We start from the raw sequence: 23,376 nt of genomic DNA, 5'->3' as shown, positions 1-23,376 counted from the left end.
TTTGAGGACACGCGACGCGCGGGCATCGAGGAGGTGAGAACGCACGCCCACGACAGAGGCGACCGAGGTGGAACAGATGCACGACACCGGCCCGGAACCGATTGCGACCTTCTGCGGCAACTGCAACTGCGGCTGCCCGCAGCTGTTTCTGGATCCGGCGGCCCCGGCGGAGAAGCGGGTACGGATCACCGACGATTTCGGACAGCAGGTGCAGATGAGCGAGGACCAGTTCCGCGACCTCGTCGCACAGGCCAAGAGCGGTGCGCTGGACGACCTGGCCGCCTTGATCGCCTGACGGCCGGTCGGCCGGCCCGATCCGGGTGCAGGAACAGCACTGAGGCTGAGAACGTCCGCGATGTAGCGCGTGGTCCGGGCCGGGGCATTGAACGCCTCGGCCCGGACCCGCAGGTCACAGTGACACTGAGCTGCCCGGCGACCTCACCTGCCCAGCTGCGTCGGCAGACCCCGGAGCAGTGCGGCCAGGAACACCCGATCGCTTGGTGCGAACCGTACCCGCTGTGCGCCCGCTGAGCCGTCACGAATGTGCAGCACCGTGCACGGAGTCTCGGCACGGATGGCATGATGTGCCCGCCATGTCTGTCCCCGGAACCGTGAACGTGCCCGTTCCGGCACGTTCCGCCGCAATCGACTTTCGCGTACTGCGCGCCGTGCCGTTCGCGACGGTCTGCGTCGTGCTGGCCGCAGCCGGTCACGCGCTGGCCTCCGGCGCCGGGGTCCCGATCGGCATGGTGCTTCTGGCCTGGGTCCTGACTTGCGGCGTTGCCGTGCTCGGCGCGCGGCGGGAGCGGTCGCTGTCCGCGATCACCGGAGGACTGGCCCTCGGCCAGCTCGGTCTGCACCTCCTCTTCCACTTCGGGCAGATGCCGGTACGGGCCCGGGCCATGCGCGATCCGGGTGGCAGGGACAGGATGCCCGCCATGCCGGGAATGCCCGGGATGGCGGGCATGGGAACGGCCGGCAGCGCTCACTCCCGGGCCGTGGCCGCCCACCTGGCCGGGCCGGCCGGCCTCGGTTCCCACACCTCGGCGACGGCTGCGCCGCACGTCGCCGTGTGGTGCCACGCCTTCCTGCTCGGGTTGAGTCCCGCGATGTTCGCCGGGCACCTTGCCGCGACCCTGCTGGCGGGGTGGTGGCTGCGACGTGGCGAGGCGGCCGTGTGGACGCTGGTCCGCACGACCGCCGAGGCGGCCTCGGCCACCGCGCACGCGTACGCGGCCCGGCTGCGCGAGACGGTCGCCCGGTTCGACGCCGTGCTGTCCGGCGACCTCGGGCGAGGGCGGCGGCCGCAGGTCGCATGGTTCATGAGGACGAGCGGACGGTGGCGGCTTCCGTCCCCGGTTCTGCTCCGGCACTGCGTGAGCAGGAGAGGCCCGCCGGCGGCTGCCACTGCCTGACCGGACGGACGAGCGCACCCCAGCGCCCCCGGACCGGTGGCAGCTCTGCGCCCCTGACCACACCAGCACGCTTCAGCCAACCCAGGGCGGACGGTCATCCCTGCTCGGAAGCAGGCCCTCCCGCCGACGGGTGCGCGTGCACGTTCCCACACGGAGAACAGACAGCCATGAGACTGTCCCCCAGAAACCGCCTTGCCGCCGCGACCGCCCTGGGCGCCGCCGCCGTACTGCTGATCGCAGGCCCTGCGTCCGCGCACGTCACCGTGCAGCCGTCCAGCGTGCCGAAGAACGCGACCGACCAGACCTTCGCGTTCCGCGTGCCCAACGAGGACGACAAGAACAGCACGGTGAAGGTCGAGATCGACTTCCCGACCGACCACCCGATCCCCTCCGCCCTGGTCGCGCCCGTGCCGGGCTGGACCGACACGATTCAGACCACCAAGCTCGCCACCCCGATCCACACCGACGACGGCGACATCACGGACGTGGTCTCGCAGATCGTCTGGACCGGCGGCCAGATCGCCCCCGGTCACTACCAGGACTTCACCGTCGACCTCGGCGCGCTGCCCGACGGCACCGACAAGGTCGTCTTCAAGGCACTCCAGACGTACAGCGACGGCAACATCGTGCGCTGGATCGACGAGGCCCGGGACGGCCAGCCCGAGCCGAAGAACCCGGCCCCGGTCCTCAAGCTGACCGCCGCCACGGCCGACGGCGACAGCGCCGCCTCCGGCGCCAAGGCCGAGCCGAGCGCCAAGGCTGACCAGAGCGCCAAGGCCGAGCCGTCCAGCCAGACCGCCACCACGGCCGCGAAGAGCAGCAGCGACTCCACCGCCCGTGCTCTTGGCATCGCGGGCATCGTCGTCGGCGTCCTCGGCGCCGCGGCGGGCGTCGTGCTCGGCCGCCGTGGCCGCAGGGCCGACGGCTCCAACGCCTCGGCGTGACCATCCGGGGCCGGTGCGGGACTCCTTCCGTACCGGCCCCGACCGACCCTCCCTCCGGGCGGGGTCGGATTTCAGAAGGCCGTGCCATACTCGGCCGCATGGAGCCCGGGATAGCGGTTCGCACAGCGCGCGCGGCAGTGTTCACCGCGTTGCTGCTGACGCTGTCCGTCGGCGGCCACGTCCTGCTGACCGGTACCCCGTTGCCGGGCACCGTCGTGGTCATGGCCACCGTGGCCGTCTTCGGCGCCGCCCTCCTGCTGTCCTCGGCCGAGCGGGCGTTCGTCCAGATCGCCGCCGTGCTCGTCCCGCTGGAGCTGACGCTCAACGCGATGTACTACGTCGGCCAGGACACCTGCCGGGCCGGCGCCCGGCCGGGCGGCGACCTGCTGCCCGACCTGCTGTGCGGCGGAAGCCCGGTCCACGGGCTGGGGTCCGTCCCTGCCCTGCCCGGACAGCTCACCGGCGCTCAGCTGGCCGGCGTCTTCTTCCTCCACCTGACCGCCGCGCTGGTCGCCGCGGTGTGGCTGCGGCTGGGCGAGAAGGCGGTCTTCCGTACGCTCACCGCGCTCACCGCCCTGGCCGCCCGCCCCGTGCGGATCCTGCTGGCGTGGCTGCTACCCGCAGAGCCCGCCGAGACCGGCCCCGCACCGGCTTTCCCCGACCAGCACCGGCCGGGACCGCAGGAGGTCCTGCGAGGCGGCACCCGGCGCCGCGGCCCGCCCTGGCTCGTCCTGGCGCTGACCGGCTGACCGGGCGGCCGACGCTCACCGATTTCCCGAGCGTGCCGCCTGCGGGGTGACCGCCCCGGCAGCCCGTCGTCGCCTCTCCGCCAGCCCACCGGGGCAGTGCCGCACCGAGCGTGCGCCTGCCCGCCTTCCACGGAGACGTCCCGGACCCGGACGTGGCCTCGCGGCCTTACCCGGTGTCCGGTGGACGGGAGACGAGACCACCATGAGCAACAGGAACAGCCAGGGCGCCAAGGGCTCCGCCCGCGAGCAGATGCGCGCCGAGCGGGAGCGTCAGCAGCGGGCCGCGGCCCGCCGCAAGAAGATCCTCATCGGCGGCATAGCCGTCGCCGTCGTCGGCGCCGCCATCGGCATCAGCATCGCGACGGCCGGCAGCGGCGGCAGCGGCGGCCCGCTGGTCGTGCCCGCCAACACCACCGGCACCAACGGCACCGTGATCGTCTACGGCGACCCCAACAACAAGAACGTCCTCGACGTGTACGAGGACTTCCGCTGCCCGGTCTGCGACAAGCTGGAGACCACCGACGGTGCGACCGTCCAGCAGCTCGCCGACAACGGCACCTACACCATCCACTACCACCTGGCGAGCTTCCTGGACGCCAACCTCGGCGGCAGCGGCTCCAAGAACGCCCTCGCCGCCGCCGGCGCGGCCCTCAACGAGAGCCCGCAGAAGTTCAAGCAGTTCCACGACGTCCTCTACGCCAACCAGCCGGGCGAGCAGTCGGACGACTTCGCCAACACCAGCCACCTGCTCGACCTCGCCGCCAAGGTCCCCGGCCTGGTCACCCCCGACTTCACCAAGGCCGTCCAGGACGGCACGTACAAGCCCTGGGCGGGCAAGGTCAACGACGCCTTCAACAGCAGCGGCGTGTCCGGCACCCCCACGCTCAAGCTCAACGGCAAGCAGCTCACCGTGTTCGACAGCCAGGGCAACCCGATCACCCCGGCCCAGTACACCGAGCTGATCCAGCAGACCATCGCCGCCAAGTGAGCCACGGGAGCCCGCACATGACCACCGCAGCCAAGCCCGCCCCGGGACCGAGGGCCGGACGGTACACCGCCCCCGTCGACAGCGGTCGGGCCTTCGGCCTGCTGCTGCTCGTCGCCGGGGCGATCGGTCTGGCCGCCTCGATCACCCTCACCCTGGAGAAGATCCGGCTGCTGGAGAACCCCGCTTACGTCCCCAGCTGCAACATCAACCCGATCGTCAGCTGCGGCTCGGTGATGCGGACCGCTCAGGCAGCGGCGTTCGGCTTCCCCAACTCCCTGATCGGCCTGGGCGCTTTCGCGGTCGTCGTCACCATCGGGGTCGTCGTGCTGACCGGCGCCCGCCTGCCGCGCTGGTTCTGGCTGGGCCTCCAGGCCGGCACGCTGTTCGGCGTCGGCTTCGTCACCTGGCTGATGGACCAGACCCTGTACTCGATCGGCGCGGTCTGCCCGTACTGCATCGTCGTGTGGATCGCCACCATCCCGCTGTTCTGGTACACCACCCTGCACAACGCCAGGTACGGGGTGATCCCGTTGCCCGCCCGGTGGCGCCCGGCCGTCGAGCTGGCCGCGCGCTACCACTGGGTCGTCCCGGCCGTCTGGTACCTGATCATCGCCCTGCTGATCCTCAACCGCTTCTGGTACTACTGGAGCACCCTCCTCTGAACCCCGCCCGAGAGCGAGCCACCCCCGCTGCGGCGGCCTCCCCGGCCGCCGCAGCGGGGGTGAACGGCGGGCGACCGGTGGGTCATCAGCGAGTCCCGCCATTGACGGTGCGGATGGCACGGGCGAGTAACCCGCGGGGTACGGCCATCGTCGTCCTTGGCAGGCGATCCCGGCCGGGGCCGCGCGCGGGTGAGGGGCGGCGTGCTGACCGGCACCGCCGGCCCCGTCTCCGGAGCCCCGGGGCCGGTCGTCCTCTACGCGTCTCGGTGTCCGAGACCGGGAGCATGGCTCGCATGGCCTCCCCTTTCTCGGACACCGAGACGCGTAGAGAACTGGCTGATCTGCTGACACACGTGCGCTGGATCGCCGGCGGCACGGGTGCCGGCAAGAGCACGCTGGCCCGGGCCCTGGCCGACCGGCACGACATCGCGGTGTACGACGGCGACCGTGCGGAACACGGCTGGCTGGCGCGGTGCACGCCGCAGCGTCACCCGCGCCTGTCGGCCATGCGCGAAGCGCCCCCGGGCGGGATGTGGCGGGACCGCACCCCTCAGCAGGTGTTCCAGACGATGCCGAGCCTGCACGGGGAGACTGCCGGCTTCTCGGGAAGGCGGGGAAGCGGCCGGTGGCCGCGGGTGACCGTGCCGGGGCACGCGCAGGCAGCGCCGCACCCGAGCGGGCGCGGCGTGGGCGCAGGTGTCCCCGGGGAGGAGAGCCGTCAGACGGAAGCGGTCACGGCCGGAGGGCCCCGAGACGTGATGGCGTGGACGAGCAGCAGCTGCCGGAGCCGCTGTGCGGAACGGGTCCGCACGGGCCGCAGGCGCGGGCGGTGGGGCGGGCAGGCCAGGCGCAGCAGCAGGAGCAGTGGCGCGAACAGGCGGGCGGCAGCGGCACGCCCGAGCCGGAACACGGCCCGCTCGCCGGCCGACAGCCACAGGCCCATCAGCACGGCGGCGAGCAGGTGCGCTGCCAACATGCCGACGGCCCCGCCCGCATGGTGGTGCATCGGCATGGCCATCGCGGTGGCGGCGTGGTGCGCGTGGGAACCCATCTCCATGTCGGCCATGGGCATGTCCGGCATGTCGGCCATCGTGACCGTCAGGCCGTCACCCGACCCGCCCCCCGTGCCGAGACCGGCGGCCTCCGCCAGTTGCGCGGCGTGCTCGGGGGAGACGTGGTTCGGGGTGCACAGCAGGAGCCGCGCCCACTGGGAGGTCAGTCCTCCCGCCGACGGCGGGGTGGAGGCGGCCTGGCCGAGTGAGAACAGCGTGTGCAGGACGGCCTGGACACCGACCGTCAGGCCGGTCACCAGCCACGGTCCGCGCTCCCGGTCGGCGAGCCACCACGCGGCGCCGCCGGTGGCGGCGAACGCGGCGAGCAGCGCCCACCCGGGCACGGACGTGCCGGACATCAGCACGTGGCCGAGGGACGCGAGCAGTACGCAGACGGCCGCGAACACCGCGGCCCGTCCTGTACGCACTCCCCGTCCCACATCCATGGCGGGCTCATGGTCGCACCCCCGCACTTCGGTGCCACAGACCCGGGTCGGAAGAATCGCGCGCGCACCGATGCGTTCGATCGCGGTGCACGGGCCCTCACACCGGGTCTCCGGGGCGGCGGCCAAACACAGGTAGTCGTTCTGCGGAGGCGGCTGGTTCCCGCCGTTACGAGATTTTCTTGGCCGTGCTGACCTGCCCGTTTCATCGTGCATCATGGACGCCGCCCTCACCCTGACCGGCCCGGCCTGCCTCGGCTGGATGCCGCCTTTCCCCCTTGGAGTGCCTTCCCCGATGAACACCTCTCGCCTGTTCGGCCGGGCCGCCACCGTCACGGCGGTCGTGGCCGGTTCCCTCGTCCTGGCCGTGCCGGCCTTCGCCCACGTGGAGGTCGCCTCCGAGACCGCCCAGGCGCTGGCCACCAACGCCACGGTCACCTTCACCGCCGAGGCCGAGTCGAGCACCGCCGGCCTGGCCAAGTTCCAGGTCGTCCTGCCTGAGGGCATCGCCCCCTCGGACGTCGCGCTCGCCGACGCGCCGCAGGGTTGGACCTTCGCGGCCACGGCCGACGGCTACACGGTCGGCGGGCCGGCGCTGCCCCAGGGCAAGGACGCCGTCTACAAGATCACCATCAAGCAGCTGCCCGACGCCAAGGAACTGGTCTTCAAGACCCTGGAGACCTACAGCGACGGCCACATCGACCGCTGGATCGAGCTGCCCCAGGGCGGCGCCGAGCCCGAGCACCCCGCGCCCACCCTCAAGCTCGCCGCCGCCGCGCCGGGCGCGACTCCGATCGGCACGCCGTCCGCCGCGGCCACCGGTGCCGCGCCCTCCGCCACCCCCTCGGCGTCGGCCACTACGTCTGCATCCGCCGCCGCGTCCGGTGCCCCGAGCGTGACGGCCTCGCCCAGCGCTGCGTCGACCGCGTCGAACAGCAGTGACAGCTCGTCCTCGGCCACCCCCATCGCCATCGGTGCCGCCGTCGTGGTCGTGCTCGCCGTGGGCGGCGCGTGGTGGTGGCGCCGCAAGCGCTCCGCGGCCAGCTGACGTTGCGCAACTGCCCCAGCGCCCGGCCCCCGTGACGCGGGCGCCGGGCACTGGGGCTTCAGTCGACGTGCACGGTGAGCTGTGCGGTGTGAAGCTGCCCGGCCGTCTGGAACTGCAGGAAGACCCGCCAGTTGCCCGGTTCGGCAAGCAGGGCCTGGAAGGTCAGCGTCGGTCCGCCGTGGTCACCGTTCACCGCGTTCGCCGGGTGGAGGTGGGCCAGCGCCTGGTCGCCTTCGTGGAAGGCGCTGAGGTGTGCGTAGGCGTCCAGGTAGGGCTGGAGGTCGGTGACCGGGTGGCCGTCCTGGCTGATGGTTGCGGTCAACTGGTGTGCGCCGGACATCGGTTGGGCGTGCAGGGTGACGGTGTAGCCGTCGACGGTGGTGGTGTCGGCCGGGGCGGGCAGCGGCACGGGGGCTGGCTCGCCGGGCACGGTGACGGTGCGGCTGAGGACGAGCTCGGCGGCGTGCGGGCCGGTGTTCGGGATGAAGTCGGCGTACAGCCGCCAGGTGCCGGGGGTGAGGGCGGCGAGGTCGGCGGTCCAGGTGCCGTTGTCGGCCATCTCCGGATGCAGGTGCTGGAAGCCGGTGAGGTCGGTGCGGATCGCGTAGAAGTGCAGCTTCTTGGTCTGGTGGACGGCGAAGTCGGTGACGGGGGCGCCGCTCGGGCCAGTGACGGTGAACTGGAAGGCCGTCGGTCGCCCGGCGGGCACGCCGCAGGTCGCGGTGTTCAGTCGGTAGCCGTCCTGCTCGGCGGCGAGGCCCCGGGCGAGGCCCTGGGAGGCACCGGTCGCATGGGTCATGCCCGGCATTTCCGGCATGCTCGCCGTCGCGGCCTGCGGGGAACCGGAAGCGGCGCGCGGGACGGATGCGGCCATCCCGAGCACGAGCAGCACGGGCAGGCAGGACGCAAGCAGCCAACCTCGGGAGAACGGACGAGGAGGAGAAGCTGTCATCGGTAGGCCCTTCCCGTTGCGGGCGCGTCGGAATGGACGCCGTCCGGGGCCGAGGGGATTCGGCCTCACTGCATAGGAGACCGGTGACGTTGGTCGCGATAACCGAAAGTCGAGCCAGGAGCGCGGAGCCCTCCGCGGCACCGACGGTGGTCGGGCTACGGAGGGCTCTGCGTGTGGCCGGGGATGCAAGCCTGGCCCAGGCGGACCGGAGGCGGTCCGACCGGAGGGGGCGGATCAGCCCTGGGCGGTGGCGGCCTCGAAGCGGGCGTGGGCGTCCTGCCAGTTGACGACGTCCCACAGGCGGGTGACGTAGTCCGGTCGGACGTTGCGGTACTGCAGGTAGTACGCGTGCTCCCAGGCGTCGAAGGCGAGCAGCGGGGTGGTGTTCCGGCCGACGTTGCCGTGGTGGTCGTAGACCTGCTCGACGATCAGGCGCTTGCCGAGGGGCTCCCAGGAGAGGATGCCCCAGCCGGAGCCCTGGACACCGGTGGTGGCGTTGGTGAGCTGCTTCTTGAAGGCGTCGAAGCTGCCGAAGTGCTCGGCGATGGCGTCGGCCAGCTCGCCCTCGGGTCGGTCGCCGCCCTCCGGGGAGAGGTTCTGCCAGAACAGCGAGTGCAGGACGTGCCCGGACAGGCGGAAGGCGAAGGTCTTCGCCTACGGCTGGGCGTTCTCCAAGCCGCTCCGCAAGGTGTACTACAACCTCACCATCACCGGCCTGTCCGTGGCCGTCGCCCTGATCATCGGAACGGTCGAGATCCTCGCGCTGGTGGCGGACAAGCTCGACCTGCACGGGGCGTTCTGGGACTGGGTCGGCGGGCCCGACCTCAACGTCATTGGTTTCGTCATCGTCGGCCTGTTCTTCGTGGCTTGGGCGGTGGCGCTGGCGGTCTGGAAGTTCGGCCGGATCGAGGAGGGGTGGTCGGCGGGGCTCCGGCCGTCGGAGGAGGACGGCCCGTCGCGACAGGCGGCGCGTAACCGCGGTCGACGGCCATCAGGGTCGGCGCAGCAGCCGGGGTCGGACTCCCGGGAGTCGGCGGCCGCCGTCGCGATCCCCCCGCCGTGGAAGATGACGTCGGCCTCGTCATGCCGCGCACGGACATCGCCGACGTCCGTGGTCACTACCGGCTGACCGCTCATTCCGATTCCCTTCAGTTGCCTACAATCAGTGCCGCATGACTACCCATGGCCGTCGGGTCGTGAACGTGGACCTGATCGCCCGGGGGTCCGGTGCCGGATCACCGATCGGAGGCCGCCGGGCGGCGTCCGCTGCGGCTGCTACGCCGGGGACAGGTCAGGCCGGACGAACGGGTCGTGGTGGATGCGCTCGACCGGGACGCCGCCGCGGTACAGGACCTCGGTGGCGTCGATGATCATCGGGCCGGGCCCGCACAGGTAGGCGTCGTGTCGGGGCCACGGCCCGCACTGCGCCAGTACCTCGGGCAGTGGGCGGTCGGCGTCGTTGAGGGCGGCCCGGACGCGGAGCCAGCGATGCCGCTCGGACAGTCGTAGGAGGTCCTCCGCCTCGTGCAGGTCATCGCAGGTACGGGCACTGACGAACAGCTCGACCCGCGTTCCGACCCGTCCAGGACGGCCTTTGTCGTGTTGGACGTCCATTTGCGGCGGGAAAAGATCACGTACTCCCGGATAGCGGCGGAACAGCTGGTCGTAGAAGTACCCCAGAAGATCCGCGGCATACGGCTCCACCACGGCCACACTGCCCCTGACCAGGGAGATGTCCTGGTCGGACAGGGCGGCGTCGATGGTGTGGAAGCTCGCGGCGGATACTCTCCAGGGCGATCACGGGCGGCAAACGGGCAACATTTTGCACATACCTGCGATCGGGCTGGCAATCCGGATTTGGTGAAGCATTTGTGAATCGGATAACAGAGCTGAACGATCATGCCGTCGTATAGCGCTGAATGCTGACGGATAATCATTTTCGGAGGGGTCCCAGCCCCCTGAAGCCGTGGGCCGGTGGTCAGGCCAGGAATCCCCGGAGCAGTGCGGCCGTGGCGGCGAGGTGTTCCTCGGTGGCGCGGCGGGCGGCGTCACCGTCGCCGGACAGGATCGCCCGGACCATCGCCCGGTGCTGCTCGGCGGCGTGCTCGATGTTCCGGTCCAGCATGGGAATGGCGTTGAGCAGGTCGTTGAGACGCATCCTGGCCTCGGTGATGGCCGCGGCCAGGGTGGGGGAGCCGGTGAGTTCGCCGATGGCGAGGTGGAAGCGAGAGTCCAGCTGGCGGTAGTGCTCGAGCGGGGCTCCCTCCAGGTCGGCCAGCCGGCTCTCCAGCTGGGCCCGCTGGGCGGGGGAGAGGGTGCGCCGGGCGGCCGCCTCGGCGGCGCCGGTCTCCAGGACCTGGCGGTAGGTCAGGGCGTCCTCGAGGGCGCCGCCGAGGTCGCGGGCCGCCCGGCGCAGGTCGGCGACGTCCGGCGCGGGCATCCGGTAGGTGACGAAGGTGCCGCCGTAGCGGCCGCGGCGGGGTTCGACGCAGTCGGCCTGCTGGAGCGTGCGGAGCGCCTCGCGCAGGGTCTCCCGGCTGACCCCGAGCCGGGCGGCGAGGTCGCGTTCGGCGGGCAGTCGGTCGCCGAAGCCGAAGACGCCGAGCTTGATCGCCTGGAGGAGTCTCTCGATGGTCTCCTCGAAGGCGTTGCCGGTCCGGACCGGGCGGAAGATCGCCCCGGCCTGCCAGTCCTGCCGCGCCTGTTCGCGTGCTTCGTCGAGGTCCACGCCGGAATCGTACCTACGAGTGGATTCTCGGACTCGTTCCGGCCCGTTTCCTCCTCGGCCCTTGACGCGGCCCCGACTCGGCCGGAACGATGCTGCTCACCCACCCAATGGTCTGGTTTCAGACCATTGAAGAGCCGTTCGACCGTCGACCCGTCGGGGTGACCGCGCCACGCCGTCGTGGCCGGGTGCTCCCCGGCACACCCTCAACCCCCAGGGGTGCCCATGACCGACGCACGCTCACCCGACCACCCTGTCCCCGAAGTGTTTCCGGCGAACACCGCCCCCGTTTCCGCTGACGTCTCCGCCGACGAACAACGGCTCCGCGAGCTGGGCTACACCCAGGAACTGGCCCGCTCGATGTCCGGCTTCTCCAACTTCGCCGTCTCCTTCTCCATCGTCTCGATCCTCTCCGGCTGCCTGACCCTGTACGGGACGGGGATGAAGACCGGCGGCCCGGCCCTGATCATCTGGGGCTGGCCGGTGGTCGGCCTGCTGACGCTCTGCGTCGGGCTGGCGATGGCCGAGATCTGCTCCAGCTACCCGACCGCCGGCGGGCTCTACTACTGGGCCGCCAAGCTGAGCCCCACCGCCGGCCGCGACAGGAACCGCAGCCGCGGCAGCGGCCCGGCCTGGAGCTGGTTCACCGGCTGGTTCAACTTCCTCGGCCAGGTCGCGGTGACCGCAAGCGTCGACTACGGCGCCGCCTTCTTCACCAACGCGTTCCTCACCCTGCGTTTCGGAGTCGAGGCCAGCCCCGCGCACACCATGGAGATCTTCGCCGTCATCCTGCTGCTGCACGGCCTGCTCAACACCTTCGGGGTGCGCCTGGTCGCCGTCCTCAACAGCGTGTCGGTGTGGTGGCACCTGATCGGCGTCGCCGTCATCGTCGGCGCGCTCGCGCTGCTCCCCGACCGGCACGCCTCCGTCTCCTTCGTCCTCACCGAGTTCGTCAACCGGACCGGCTTCCACAACCAGTTCTACGTCGCGATGCTCGGCCTGCTGATGGCCCAGTACACCCTCACCGGCTACGACGCCTCCGCGCACATGACCGAGGAGACCCACGATGCCGCCCGCTCCGGCCCGCGCGGCATCGTCAACGCCATCACCGTCTCCCTGGCGGCGGGCTGGATCCTGTTGCTCGGCATCACCTTCGCGATCCGCGACTACGACGGCGCGCTCAACAGCGACACCGACGTCCCGCCCGCGCAGATCTTCATCGACGCGATCGGCGCCGGCGGCGCCCAGTTCCTGCTGCTCATCGTCATCGGCGCCCAGTTCTTCTGCGGGATGGCCTCCGTCACCGCCAACTCCCGCATGATCTACGCCTTCTCCCGGGACGGCGCGCTGCCCGGCTCCCGCCTGTGGCACCGCATCGACCCGAGAACCCAGACCCCCACCAACGCGGTCTGGCTGGCGACCGGCGGCGCGCTGCTGCTCGGCCTGCCCGCGCTCTGGAACACCACCGCCTACACCGCCGTGACCTCCATCTCCGTCATCGGCCTGTACATCTCCTACGTCATCCCGGTGTACCTGCGGCTGCGCCAGGGCGAGGAATTCCCGCGCGGCCCCTGGCACCTGGGCCGCTGGAGCCGGCCGATCGGCATCGTCGCGGTCGGCTGGACCGCGGTGATCACCGTGCTGTTCATGCTCCCCACCGAAAATCCGATCACCGCCGAGAGCTTCAACTACACCCCCGTCGCCGTGGCCGTCGTCGTCGGCTTCGCTGGCCTGTGGTGGCTCGTCTCGGCCCGGCGCTGGTTCACCGGGCCGGTCGTCCACGGCACGCCGCCCGAACCCGACGCGCACGCGCAGGACACCGAAGTGGAGGCCCGATGACCAGCCCCCGACTCACCCTCGACGAACTGCGCGCCCGCGTGGCCGACGGGTCCGTCGACACCGTCGTGCTCGCCATGACCGACATGCAGGGACGCCTCCAGGGCAAACGCGTCGCCGCCGAGTACTTCCTCGACGACGTCGTGCCGGGCGCCGCGGAGGGCTGCGGCTACCTGCTGGCCGTCGACGTCGACATGAACACCGTCGACGGGTACCAGATCTCCTCCTGGGAGAACGGCTACGGCGACCTGACGCTGCGTCCCGACCTCGCCACCCTGCGGGCCGTGCCCTGGCACCCCGGCACCGCCATGGTCCAGTGCGACGTCGTCGACCACGACGGCAGCCCGGTCGCCGTCTCCCCGCGCCAGATCCTGCAACGCCAGCTGGACCGCCTGGCCGGCTACGGCTGGCAGGCCCACGCCGCCACCGAGCTGGAGTTCATCGTCTTCCGGGACAGCTACGAACAGGCCTGGGACAAGGACTACACCCGGCTCACCCCGGCCAACCAGTACAACGTCGACTACTCGATCCTCGGCACCGGCCGGATCGAGCCGCTCCTGCGCCGGCTGCGCAACGGCATGGCCGGGGCCGGCCTCACCGTCGAGTCCGCGAAGGGCGAGTGCAACCTCGGCCAGCACGAGATCGCCTTCAAGTACGCCGACGCCCTCACCACCTGCGACAACCACGCCGTCTACAAGACCGGCGCCAAGGAGATCGCCGCCCAGGAGGACTGCAGCCTCACCTTCATGGCGAAGTACGACGAACGCGAGGGCAATTCCTGCCACATCCACCTCAGCCTGCGCGACCAGCAGGGCGCGCCCGTGTTCGCCGGCGACCGGCCGCACGGCTTCTCCCGCACCATGGAGCACTTCCTCGCCGGGCAGCTCGCCTGCCTGGCCGACTTCGCCCTGCTGCTCGCACCCACCGTCAACTCCTACAAGCGCTACGTGCCCGGCAGCTTCGCGCCCACCGCCATCGCCTGGGGCCGCGACAACCGCACCTGCGCCCTGCGCGTGGTCGGCCACGGCCAGTCGCTGCGCTTCGAGAACCGCGTCCCCGGCGGCGACGTCAACCCGTACCTCGCGGTCGCCGCCCTGATCGCGGCCGGTCTGCACGGCGTCGAGCAACAGCTGGAGCTGGAACCGGAGTTCACCGGCAACGCGTACGCCTCCGACGCGCCCCGGGTGCCCGCTACCCTGCGCGACGCGGTCGACGCCTTCGAGCGCAGCGCTGTCGCCACCGAGGCCTTCGGCAAGGACGTCGTCCGCCACTACGCCCACGCCGGACGCACCGAACTGGCCGCCTACCAAAGGGCGGTGACCGACTGGGAGCGGCGCCGCGGATTCGAGCGGCTGTGACCCACGAGGCTGTGACCCACGAGGACAGCCGACGACCGCTGATCGGCATCACCAGTTACCAGGACAAGGCCGCCTGGTCCGTCTGGCACCAGCGCGCCTCGCTCGTGCCGCAGACCTACGTCGACGCCGTCGTCCGCGCCGGCGGCACTCCGGTGCTGCTGCCGCCGCAACCCGGCGGGGCCGGCCACCTGCTCGACGCCCTGGACGGGCTCGTCCTCGCCGGCGGGCCCGACGTCGACCCTGCCCGGTACGCGGCGGCCGCCGACCCGCGCACCGGACCGCCCCACTATGCCCGCGACGCCTGGGAGAGCAGCCTGCTGCACGGCGCCCTCGCCCGCGACCTGCCGCTGCTCGGCGTCTGCCGCGGCATGCAGCTGCTGAACGTCGAACTCGGCGGCACCCTCCTCCAACACCTGCCCGACGAGAGCCACCAGATCGTCCCCGCCCGCTTCGTCCGCCACCCGGTCGGCCTGGCGGACGGCAGCCGGCTCGCCGCCGTCCTGGGGCCGACCGCCGAGGTCTCCTGCTACCACCACCAGGCCGTCGACCGGCTCGGCACCGGCCTGCGGGTCACCGCCCGGAGCGCCGACGGCACCGTCGAGGCGCTCGAACTGCCCGACCACCGCTTCGCGTTGGGCGTCCAGTGGCACCCCGAGACCGACCCCGACGACCCGCGTCTGTTCCACGCGTTCATCACAGCCAGCCAGAGGGAGACCACCCGATGACCGAACCGGACCTCTTCGAGGTCGTCAACCCCGCCACCGAGGAGGTGATCACAACCATCGAACTGGCCGGCCTCGCCGAGACCGACGCTGCCGTCGCCCGCGCCCGCGCCGCCTTCGACACCTGGCGCAAGGTCGCCCCCGCCGACCGGGCCCGGATGCTGCGCGCCTTCGCCGCCGCCGTCGACTCCGACCGCGAACACCTCGCCGCGCTGGAGGTCGCCAACGCCGGCCACACCCTCGGCAACGCCCGCTGGGAGGCGGGCAACGCGCGCGACGTCATCGAGTACTACGCCACCGCCCCCGAGCGGCTGTTCGGCCGGCAGATCCCGGTGGCCGGCGGCATCGACCTCACCTTCCAGGAACCGATCGGCGTGGTCGGGGTCATCGTGCCGTGGAACTTCCCGATGCCGATCGCCGCCTGGGCCCTGGCCCCGGCCCTTGCCGCCGGGAACACCGTCATCGTCAAGCCGGCCGAACTGACCCCGCTCACCGCGCTGCGCCTCGGCGAACTCGCCCTCCGGGCCGGCCTCCCGGACGGCGTGCTGCAGATCCTGCCCGGCCGCGGCCCGGTGGTCGGACAGCGCTTCGTCACCCACCCCGACGTGCGCAAGGTGGTGTTCACCGGCTCGACCAAGGTCGGCAAGGAGATCATGGCGGGCTGCGCCGCCCAGGTGAAACCCGTCACCCTCGAACTCGGCGGCAAGAGCGCCAACATCGTCTTCGCCGACGCCGATCTCGCCAAGGCCGCCGCCACCGCGCCGTATGCGGTCTTCGACAACGCCGGCCAGGACTGCTGCGCCCGCTCGCGGATCCTGGTCGAGGCGTCCGTGTTCGATGACTTCCTGGCGCTCCTGCAGCCCGCCGTCCGCGGCGTGCGGGTCGGTGACCCGACCGACGAGAAGACCGAGATGGGCCCGCTGATCTCCGCCGCCCACCGGGCGCGGGTCTCCTCCTACGTCCCCGACGGGTCGGCCGTCGCCTTCCGCGGCAGCGCCCCCGACGGGCCCGGCTTCTGGTACCCGCCGACCGTCCTCGCGCCCGTGCGGCACGACGACCGCGCCTTCACCGAGGAGATTTTCGGCCCGGTCGTCGCCGTCGTCCCGTTCCGCGACGAGGAGGACGCCCTGCGGATCGCCAACGCCACCGAGTACGGCCTGTCCGGCTCCATCTGGACCAGGGACGTCGGGCGGGCCCTGCGGGTCTCGCGCGGCGTCGAGGCCGGCAACCTCTCCGTCAACTCGCACTCCTCAGTGCGCTACACCACGCCGTTCGGCGGGTTCAAGCAGTCCGGCCTCGGCCGCGAACTCGGCCCGGACGCCCTGGACGCCTTCACCCAGACCAAGAACGTCTTCATCTCCACGGACGAATGAGAGGAATGATCAGCATGACCCAGCGACTCGACGGCCGGGTGGCCGTCATCACCGGCGCGGGCAGCGGCATCGGCCTGGCCACCGCCCGCCGGTTCGCCGCCGAGGGGGCGAAGGTGGTCTGCGTCGACCTCGACGCCGAGACCGGGGCCAAGGCGGCGAACGAGGTCGACGGCCTGTTCATCCAGGCCGACGTCACCGACGAGGACGCGGTGCGCGACGTCTTCCAGCGGGCCGTCGACGAGTACGGCCGGCTCGACATCGCCTTCAACAATGCGGGCATCTCCCCGCCGGACGACGACTCCATCCTCACCACCGGCCTGGACGCCTGGAAGCGCGTCCAGGAGGTCAACCTCACCAGCGTCTACCTGTGCTGCAAGTACGCGATCCCGCACATGCAGCGGCAGGGCAAGGGCTCGATCATCAACACCGCCTCGTTCGTCGCCGTGATGGGCGCGGCCACCTCGCAGATCTCCTACAGCGCCTCCAAGGGCGGGGTGCTGGCGATGTCGCGCGAGCTGGGCGTGCAGTTCGCCCGCGGGGGCATCCGGGTCAACGCCCTCTGCCCGGGGCCGGTGAACACCCCACTGTTGCAGGAACTGTTCGCCAAGGATCCGGAGCGGGCCGCCCGCCGCCTGGTCCACATCCCGCTCGGCCGCTTCGCCGAGCCCGAGGAGATCGCCGCCGCGGTGGCCTTCCTCGCCTCGGACGACTCCTCCTTCATGACCGCCAACACCTTCCTCGTCGACGGCGGCATCTCCGGCGCCTACGTCACGCCGCAGTAGCGGCGAGCGTGGCCGGCCGGCGGGTGCCCCCGCCGGCCGGCCGGGGCCCGGCCCCGGAGGGCTCAGGCGAGGGGCCTGTCGACGATGGCCTTGGTGTGGCTGAAGGTGTCGATGGAGTACTCGCCGTGGTAGCGGCCCATGCCGCTCTCCCCGACACCGCCGAACGGCAGCTCGGGTATGGCCAGGTGGGAGACCGGCAGCCCGAAGGTGAGGGCACCGGAGGAGGTCTCCTCGGTCAGCCGCTGCTTGGTCCGCGTGGACTCGGTGAAGGCGTACAGGGCGAGGGCTTGTCGCGCTCGTTGATGAAGGCGATCGCCGCGTCGAGGTCGGGCACGGCGACGATCGGCAGGATCGGGCCGATTCGCTGCGCGGTGACCGCGAGGTCCACACCGGGCTCGACCACGACCGGGCTCTTGCCGTCCAGCTCCAGGGTGACCGGGGTCAGGTGCCGGGCGGCCGCCGCCATGACGATCCGGCCGACCGTGCCGTTGCCGGTGTAGAAGATGTGGTCGAAGCGCTGATCCAGCAGGGCGGTGGTCTCCGGGACGCCGCCCTCGACCACCACCACCGTCTCCGGGTCGAGGTAGCGGGGCAGCAGCCGGGCGATGGCGGCGGAGGTCGCGGGAGCGAGTTCGCTGGGCTTGAGGACGGCCGTGTTCCCGGCGGCCAGGGGGATGGTGAGCGACAACGCGCAGCCGGCTACCGTGCGCCGCCCATGGTGTCTGCTGAAGGACCGCCAGATTGCTGTCACTCGCCGCGACTGGGGCAGGTACGGAACCCTGCTGGGGGTCAAGGGGCCGCAGGTTCAAATCCTGTCGTCCCGACTGTGAAGTTGCTGGTGGGAGCGGGTACTTGGGAATCCTGATACCCGCTCTCACTCGTTTCCGGAGGACGCGTGGTCGCGTCCGGCGCTCTGACCTGGAGGTTTACGGGTGGGATGGGTGCGAGGTGATCGCGCCAGACCGCCAGTTGATCTCGCGGGGGAGGTCTGCGTGGTCGAGTGCATCGGCGAGGGCGGTGACCTTCGCGAGCCGCTTGGGGGAGCAGGTGGCCGTAGACGTTGACAGTGGTGGCCAGAGTGGAGTGCCGCAGGGTTCTGGAGCATCGTGGACCCTACGCCGGACGCCGCCGTGGTGACCAAGGTGGACGAGAAGCTCGACGTGCCGGACGACGCCAAGAACAAGGTCGGCGCCGGCGGTACCCGCTACTACACCTTCGAGGCCAAGGGCCGCGGCACCACCACCATCACGCTCTTCACCTGCTTCCGGGGGCTCTGCCACCATCCGGAACTCATCCACGCCGACGACAGGGAATGGCTCGTGCGCAACACCTACACGGTGACGGTCCGATGAGCACCGACGACCGCTTCCGTCCCAAGACGGACGACGAGCTGCGGCAGCTCGACGTGCCCGCCATGCTCCGCTACGGCCTGGAGTTCGCCGGGCCCCACCGGTCCGCGCTGTTCGGCGAGGGCGCCATCGCGGCGGCGCTGGCCAGCGATGCCCTGGGGGTTGTCCCCCGGTCGACCTCCTTCCTCGCCGAGGTGGTTCGCAGTGGCGGCGCCCGGTACGCCGCCGACCTCACCGAGCCGCTGCCCGGGGCGGAACCGACCCGGCTCGCCCGGGATCGGCTGACCTCGGCGGCAACCACCGCCACCACCGTCGACGGGGACCAGCTGCTCGCCCGCTGGCTCGACGCCGTCGCGGAGATCCTGGGCCTGCGTCGGGACATCCGTTCGGGCTGGAACGAGAAGTCATGGTCATCGAGTGCCCGTTCGGCTGCCCCGGCAGCGATGATGAGTGCTCCGACGTTGCGTGGTAGGCCTTGCTGAAGATCTCGTGCGCCGTGGTCGCGCCTGGTGTGGGTGGGTCGCTCCACCGCACCCCTACTCCACCGCCGTCCGCACCGCCAGTGCCGCCTCCCGGACGTCGGCCTGCGGGTGTTGCCGCAGTGTGCGCAGCAGGGCGCGCCACTGAGGTGGCCACCCGGTGCGCGGGCCCAGGGCGTGGGTGAGGCCGACCGCGAACAGGCCGTGCGCGCAGCCGCCGTGCGCCGCGAGCCGGTGGACCACGCTCAGCAGCGCTGCCGGGTCGCCGGGGCGGCGCGGGGTGTTGAGCCGGCTCCGCAGGGCCTCCGCCGTGCGGGCGGCCAGCACCGGGCGGTCACGGTGCAGGGAGGCCAACTGGTCGAGCCCGACGAGCAGGTCGTCGTGCAACGCGTCGAGGTCCAGGGTGGCGGTGCGCAGCCGGATGGCATGTGGTGTGAAGTCGGCTGCTTCGGAGAGGAGTTCAGCTGATGCGTCGGCAGCGGCCCGGGCCGCCGCCGACGGGCGGTCGGCCATGCCCGCGCTGAGCCGGGCAACCAGGAGGTCGATCCGCTGCCGGGCCGGCCGGTCCCGGTCGGCAGCAGCGTCCAGCCCAGGCCCGTCCCCGTGCTCCGTGCTGTCCGCGGCCTCCGTCTCGATCGCCACGAGCTGCGCCAGTGCCTCGGTGAGCCGGCGGCCCGTGCCGGCGGTGGCCAGCGCTGCCAGGCCGGCTGCCGCGGCTCGCCAGGAGGCGCGGTTGGCGAGGTCGACGGTGCCCGCCACCAACAACGCTTCCGCTTCGGGGTACCAGGGCGACCAGCCGGCCAGCAGATCGAGCGCGGCATGGGCGGTCGCGAGGTCGTCCCCGCTCGCCACCCGGCCCACCAAGGCGGCGTAGCGGGGGCGGTCGGTAGTAGGCAGGTCCAGCGGCCGGGTGCGCAGCACCTCGGACCGGGCCGCCGGGGTGCTCGTCGCGGCACCTTCGAGCAGCCGCCAGGCCGCGGGTGCGGGGAGCAGCCCGACGGCCGCAGCCACGGCAGCCGTCCGTACGTCGCGATGCTGCCCGGGCAGGTCGTGTACCTCGGTGAGGAGCACGACGGCGGCGTCCACCGGCAACAGGCGGGCGACCAGCCGTACCAGCTCCTTCCGGCTGGTGACCTTCGCCCCGCCGCCGGCCTCACCGCCGCCGGCCCCGCCGGCAGCCGCCGACCTCGGGCCGTCTGCCACCGGTAGCAGCGCCGCCCGCAGCACGGGCGCCAGCCGTGACGGCGCGACGAACCCGGCGGCCCGCCCGGCCGCGTACAGGGCCACCCGCGCCCGGTCGTTGCCCGCCTGGGCGAGCAGCAACGGCAATGCCTCGGCGGGCCGGTCCGTCCAGATCAGGGCCCCGAGCGCGGCCTCGGCGAGCACGGTGTCCGGGGACTCGGCGTACCGGCGGACGGTGGCGAAGCCGAGCTCGGGGATCGCCGCCAGGGTGCGCAGGTGTCCGGCCCGCGCGGGCACGGGCAGCACGGCGTCCCCCGCCGCCCTGGCCAGCAGGCGCGCTGCGGCCGCGCGCTGCCTGGGGACCCAGCACTCGATCCCGTCGACCGGCGGCAACCAGTGCGCTCCCGTCACCAGGAAGCGCCCGTACGGCGGGGTGTCGGCGAGCACGGTGTCCAGCAGGTCGGTGCGCCGGCGGGCCAGCACATCGAGCACCGGCGGCAGGACGGCTGCCGACGGCTCCAGCTCCAGCACCGGTGCCACCCGCTCGTCCCGGGTCGCCGGGTCGGCGAGCCAGTACCGGAGGGCCTGGATGACGGTCGCGTTGTCGCCGAACTGGACGGCCTCCCAGAGGAGTTCCTGCAGCTCGGGCAGGTGGTGGGCGCGTCGGCCCAGGGCCTCGGCCAGGGCGAAGGTCAGGGTGTGGTCGACCTGGTCCGCGCCGGCCGCCAGCCACGGCCGCAGCGCTTCGAAGACCTGGACCTCCTGGCCGCGCCGCAGCACGGTGTCCAGCCGGCCCAGCGGTACGCTGCCGAGCGTCCCGGAGAGCTGCCGCAGGGTAGCCAAGGACCAATCCAGCAGCGGATGTTCACCGCTCGCCGCGTGCTCCCGCAGCACCCCGAGGGCCAGCCGGGAGAGTGCCTGGCGGGTCGGCCAGGAGGTGTCCCGGGCCTCGACGGCGTCGGTGACGATCCGGCCGAGGGCGTTGGCCGCCGCCGCGGTGAAGAGCGCGGGCGGGACCGCGGCCAGCGCGACCAGTGCGGGGGAGCGGACCGGATCCTGCTCGTTGCGCAGCCGCAGCAGCTCGTCGAGCAGCTCGCCGACGGCGGCCGGCTCGCCCGAACGGGCCGCGTTGTGGACCAGCAGCGGGTAGGCCAGCGCCCGGTCCTCCGCTGCGGGCCGACGGGTGGCGGCGAGCAGCCGCGGCCGGGCCTCGGCCACCGGCAGGTGGGCGATGTGGGCCAGCACGACCGACCACGCGGCGCCGCGCTCGGCGGCCTGCGCGGCCATCCGCCGGGCCTCGGCCTGCGCCCGTCGGCGGGGCAGCGCATCGAGCACGGCCTCGGACAGCTCGCTGCGGCTCAGGTCCCGGTCGGCGGTGGCGTGGTCGTAGAACGCTTCGCGCCGGGACGGCGGCAGGGCGCGCAGCAGCCGGGCGAGCCACATCGGGGCGGTGCTCCAGGCCCGGCCGAGGTCCGACAGCTCGGGCGGGTCGAGCCGGGCGGCCCGGGTCAGCGCGCTGCGGGAGATCGATGCGGCGGCGGCTCGTTCGGGCAGCGTGATCAACCGGATGGTCCGGCCCGGCGCGGCGGTCAGCAGCCGGCCCAGGCACTCCTGCACCGGCCGCGGCAACCGCGTGGGGCAGTGACGTTCCAGCAGGTCCAGCACCCGCTTCGGTCGTGGCCCGGCAACGGCCGCAAGGGCGTCCGCGTTGCGCTGCCACCACGCTGCGCGGGCCGGCTCGGGCAACTCGGCGAGCTGCCGGGCCACCTCGTCCAGCAGCAGGTCGGGGTGGCGACGGGCCAGGTTGCGCCACTGCGCCACGGCCAGGAAGAGCTCGGGCAAGACCTTCGCGACGGTCTCGGGCCCGCACCCCGGCAGCAGTCGGGCGGCCGCCGCGTCCCCCCACGACTGCCGGACGGAGACCAGCAGCCGCTCCGCCAGCGCGGTGCGCCCACGGGCCACGATCAAGGTGGTGAGCCGGTGGCGCAGGACGGCGGGCGCGTCGGCCAGCGCCGCGGCCAGCGCCTCGTTCGCGACCGACAGGCGGAGCGCGGCCTTCAGGGCTTGGCGGCTGACGGCCGGGTCGGGATCGGTGAGCCGCGCGACGATGAACCCGACGTCCTCGGCGATTGTCGCGGCGACCCCGGCCAGCCCTCGGCCGTAGGCCCCGCGCGTGTCCAGTTCCGCCAGCAGCGGCCTGAGCCGTTCCGCTCCGCCGCCCTGGCACAGCCCCGTCGTCCAGACGGCGAGCCGCCGCATCCGGACCGGGTAGGCGAGCGGATCGAGCTCGGCGAGGAGGTGGTCGACGGCTTCGGCCGGGCTTTGCGGTGTGCTGGACATGCAGGCCATTCAACAGGCCCGTCGCCCCCGCAGTCGCACGGTTTTCGGGTGGACGACGGAGGTAGAGGACGACCGCGTGCCGACGAGTGGAGACTTACGTCCGGGCTCCTGGCCAAGAAGACCTGCGGGAGCTGGGACGACCAAGACGCGCTACCTCGCAGGCCGCTCACGAGCGCGGTCTTGTCGATGCCGGCCGCTCCGCTGACGAGCACCACTCCTCCAGAGCCGTGCCGGCTGGCGGCACGGACCACGGTCAGGGCCCGCTCCGTCGACTCGCTACGGCCGCGCAACGTTCGGGGCTGCGGCCACACCACTCCTTGACTTTTCTGACGAGCCGTCAAGGCACTTGGCAGGCATGCGACGGACGGTCAGTTCAAGCGGTCGCCCAGCTGGTCGACGAGCGAGCGCGCGTCCACGTCGGGCAGGGTCCAGGGCAGGAAGATCACCCGGTAGATGATCGGGGCGACCACCTTGTCGATGACGTCGTCGCCGCTGAACGCGGCGCCGGGCCGCGCGGCGAAGGCGGCCGCCTCGGCCCGGCGATCGCGCAGGCAGTCGGACTCGCCCTCACCGGCCGCGGCGGCCCCACCGCGCAGGAGGGCGGCATTGACGGGCAAGCCGTAGTGGTCGAGCAGTTCCTGCGCCCAGGTAGCGAGGTCGGCCCGCACGTCCCCGGTGTCGGCGAGGGGGCGATCCGGGTCGAGCCGGTAGGTCGCCAAGTCGTTGATCATGGTCCTGGCATCTCCCCACCTCCGGTAGATGCTCGAATGGTTCACTCCCGCGCGCTCGGCAACCATCGGGATGGTGACCGCGTCGCTGCCCTGCTCGGCGATCAGTTCCTCGACCGCCTTGCGGATCGAGGTCAACACCACCGCGCTGCGCCCACCGGTGCGGCGCCGGGGAGACGGTTCTGCACTCATGCAACCAGATTAATGCACATCGCTTGGCAATAAGAACGAACGAGTTTATGTTGAGTC

20 protein-coding genes and 3 pseudogenes are annotated in these 23,376 nt (G+C 72.1%); 15 read left to right on the top strand and 8 right to left on the bottom strand.

All coding sequences use genetic code 11. The annotated features are described in order from the left end of the window. Window positions 1–76: 76 nt before the first annotated feature. From ABZW30_RS28390 to ABZW30_RS28365, 6 genes are all read left to right on the top strand, one after another. The gene (locus tag ABZW30_RS28390; RefSeq protein ID WP_355674042.1) at window positions 77–295 is read left to right on the top strand and encodes a hypothetical protein; all 219 of its coding nucleotides are present in this window, start codon (window positions 77–79) and stop codon (window positions 293–295) included. Window positions 296–668: 373 nt separating this feature from the next. Further along, window positions 669–1,415: a hypothetical protein gene (locus tag ABZW30_RS28385; RefSeq protein WP_355674041.1), complete on the top strand. Its 747-nt coding sequence runs from the start codon at window positions 669–671 to the stop codon at window positions 1,413–1,415. Window positions 1,416–1,582: 167 nt separating this feature from the next. Next, on the top strand, window positions 1,583–2,359 hold the full coding sequence (locus ABZW30_RS28380) for a YcnI family protein (protein WP_355674040.1): 777 nt from the start codon (window positions 1,583–1,585) through the stop codon (window positions 2,357–2,359). Between the two features lie 98 nt (window positions 2,360–2,457). Continuing rightward, window positions 2,458–3,108 carry a hypothetical protein gene (locus tag ABZW30_RS28375; RefSeq protein WP_355674039.1) on the top strand — a complete coding sequence of 217 codons (651 nt, stop codon included), beginning with the start codon at window positions 2,458–2,460 and terminating at the stop codon, window positions 3,106–3,108. A 202-nt stretch (window positions 3,109–3,310) separates the two neighbouring features. Beyond that, a complete protein-coding gene (locus ABZW30_RS28370; protein WP_355674038.1) occupies window positions 3,311–4,096 on the top strand; it encodes a thioredoxin domain-containing protein in 786 nt (261 codons plus the stop codon). 17 nt (window positions 4,097–4,113) lie between these two features. Next, the gene (locus tag ABZW30_RS28365; protein WP_355674037.1) at window positions 4,114–4,758 is read left to right on the top strand and encodes a vitamin K epoxide reductase family protein; all 645 of its coding nucleotides are present in this window, start codon (window positions 4,114–4,116) and stop codon (window positions 4,756–4,758) included. A gap of 718 nt (window positions 4,759–5,476) precedes the next feature. On the opposite strand, the gene ABZW30_RS28360 is transcribed toward ABZW30_RS28365, so the two are convergent. Continuing rightward, window positions 5,477–6,238 (bottom strand): hypothetical protein, encoded by a 762-nt coding sequence (locus ABZW30_RS28360; protein WP_355674036.1) that lies wholly within the window; start codon window positions 6,236–6,238, stop codon window positions 5,477–5,479. A 310-nt stretch (window positions 6,239–6,548) separates the two neighbouring features. Between ABZW30_RS28360 and ABZW30_RS28355 the strand changes: the two genes are divergently transcribed. Next, window positions 6,549–7,301, top strand: a complete 753-nt coding sequence (locus tag ABZW30_RS28355; protein WP_355674035.1) for a DUF1775 domain-containing protein — start codon at window positions 6,549–6,551, stop codon at window positions 7,299–7,301. Between the two features lie 58 nt (window positions 7,302–7,359). Here the strand turns inward: ABZW30_RS28355 and ABZW30_RS28350 are convergent, their stop codons facing one another. Next, on the bottom strand, window positions 7,360–8,100 hold the full coding sequence (locus ABZW30_RS28350; RefSeq protein WP_355674034.1) for a hypothetical protein: 741 nt from the start codon (window positions 8,098–8,100) through the stop codon (window positions 7,360–7,362). A 387-nt stretch (window positions 8,101–8,487) separates the two neighbouring features. Further along, window positions 8,488–8,904 (bottom strand): annotated as a pseudogene (locus ABZW30_RS28345) (superoxide dismutase); the annotation flags it as partial. Here ABZW30_RS28345 and ABZW30_RS28340 point away from each other — a divergent pair. Continuing rightward, a pseudogene (locus ABZW30_RS28340) lies at window positions 8,903–9,184 on the top strand (HoxN/HupN/NixA family nickel/cobalt transporter); the annotation flags it as partial. The pseudogenes ABZW30_RS28345 and ABZW30_RS28340 sit on opposite strands and share 2 nt — an antisense overlap. Before the next feature lie 344 nt (window positions 9,185–9,528). On the opposite strand, the gene ABZW30_RS28335 reads toward ABZW30_RS28340, so the two are convergent. Both ABZW30_RS28335 and ABZW30_RS28330 read right to left on the bottom strand, forming a co-directional pair. After that, window positions 9,529–9,960: a hypothetical protein gene (locus ABZW30_RS28335; RefSeq protein WP_355674033.1), complete on the bottom strand. Its 432-nt coding sequence runs from the start codon at window positions 9,958–9,960 to the stop codon at window positions 9,529–9,531. A gap of 271 nt (window positions 9,961–10,231) precedes the next feature. Then, entirely contained in the window at window positions 10,232–10,981 is a 750-nt protein-coding gene (locus tag ABZW30_RS28330; protein ID WP_355674032.1) for an FCD domain-containing protein, read from the bottom strand. A gap of 222 nt (window positions 10,982–11,203) precedes the next feature. On the opposite strand from ABZW30_RS28330, the gene ABZW30_RS28325 reads away from it, so the two are divergent. Genes ABZW30_RS28325 through ABZW30_RS28305 form a run of 5 tightly spaced genes read left to right on the top strand, consistent with a single transcriptional unit; the run spans window position 11,204 to window position 17,049 of the window. Then, a complete protein-coding gene (locus ABZW30_RS28325; protein ID WP_355674031.1) occupies window positions 11,204–12,817 on the top strand; it encodes an amino acid permease in 1,614 nt (537 codons plus the stop codon). Next, window positions 12,814–14,172 (top strand): glutamine synthetase family protein, encoded by a 1,359-nt coding sequence (locus ABZW30_RS28320; RefSeq protein WP_355674030.1) that lies wholly within the window; start codon window positions 12,814–12,816, stop codon window positions 14,170–14,172. The genes ABZW30_RS28325 and ABZW30_RS28320 overlap by 4 nt, the downstream gene beginning before the upstream one ends. Window positions 14,173–14,183: 11 nt before the next feature. Further along, entirely contained in the window at window positions 14,184–14,897 is a 714-nt protein-coding gene (locus ABZW30_RS28315) for a gamma-glutamyl-gamma-aminobutyrate hydrolase family protein (RefSeq protein ID WP_355674029.1), read from the top strand. Next, entirely contained in the window at window positions 14,894–16,267 is a 1,374-nt protein-coding gene (locus tag ABZW30_RS28310) for an aldehyde dehydrogenase family protein (RefSeq protein WP_355674028.1), read from the top strand. Before ABZW30_RS28315 ends, ABZW30_RS28310 begins: the two co-directional genes overlap by 4 nt. Window positions 16,268–16,281: 14 nt before the next feature. Beyond that, a complete protein-coding gene (locus tag ABZW30_RS28305; RefSeq protein ID WP_355674027.1) occupies window positions 16,282–17,049 on the top strand; it encodes a 3-oxoacyl-ACP reductase in 768 nt (255 codons plus the stop codon). A gap of 62 nt (window positions 17,050–17,111) precedes the next feature. Here the strand turns inward: ABZW30_RS28305 and ABZW30_RS28300 are convergent. After that, window positions 17,112–17,719: pseudogene (locus ABZW30_RS28300) on the bottom strand (aldehyde dehydrogenase family protein); the annotation flags it as partial. A 436-nt stretch (window positions 17,720–18,155) separates the two neighbouring features. Here ABZW30_RS28300 and ABZW30_RS28295 point away from each other — a divergent pair. Both ABZW30_RS28295 and ABZW30_RS28290 read left to right on the top strand, forming a co-directional pair. Then, window positions 18,156–18,401, top strand: coding sequence for a protease inhibitor I42 family protein (locus ABZW30_RS28295; RefSeq protein WP_355674026.1), 246 nt, complete (start codon window positions 18,156–18,158; stop codon window positions 18,399–18,401). Beyond that, window positions 18,398–18,880, top strand: coding sequence for a hypothetical protein (locus ABZW30_RS28290; RefSeq protein ID WP_355674025.1), 483 nt, complete (start codon window positions 18,398–18,400; stop codon window positions 18,878–18,880). Before ABZW30_RS28295 ends, ABZW30_RS28290 begins: the two co-directional genes overlap by 4 nt. Window positions 18,881–18,934: 54 nt before the next feature. Here ABZW30_RS28290 and ABZW30_RS28285 read toward each other — a convergent pair whose 3' ends face one another. Then, window positions 18,935–22,399: a hypothetical protein gene (locus ABZW30_RS28285; RefSeq protein ID WP_355674024.1), complete on the bottom strand. Its 3,465-nt coding sequence runs from the start codon at window positions 22,397–22,399 to the stop codon at window positions 18,935–18,937. Between the two features lie 368 nt (window positions 22,400–22,767). After that, window positions 22,768–23,319, bottom strand: a complete 552-nt coding sequence (locus ABZW30_RS28280) for a helix-turn-helix domain-containing protein (protein ID WP_355674023.1) — start codon at window positions 23,317–23,319, stop codon at window positions 22,768–22,770. Window positions 23,320–23,376: the final 57 nt, after the last annotated feature.

Source organism: Kitasatospora sp. NPDC004669 (assembly GCF_040609455.1).
Classification (GTDB): Bacteria; Actinomycetota; Actinomycetes; order Streptomycetales; family Streptomycetaceae; genus Kitasatospora.
The sequence above is the reverse complement of the archived record's forward strand: the minus strand, read 5'-3'. Positions and strand labels throughout refer to the sequence as shown.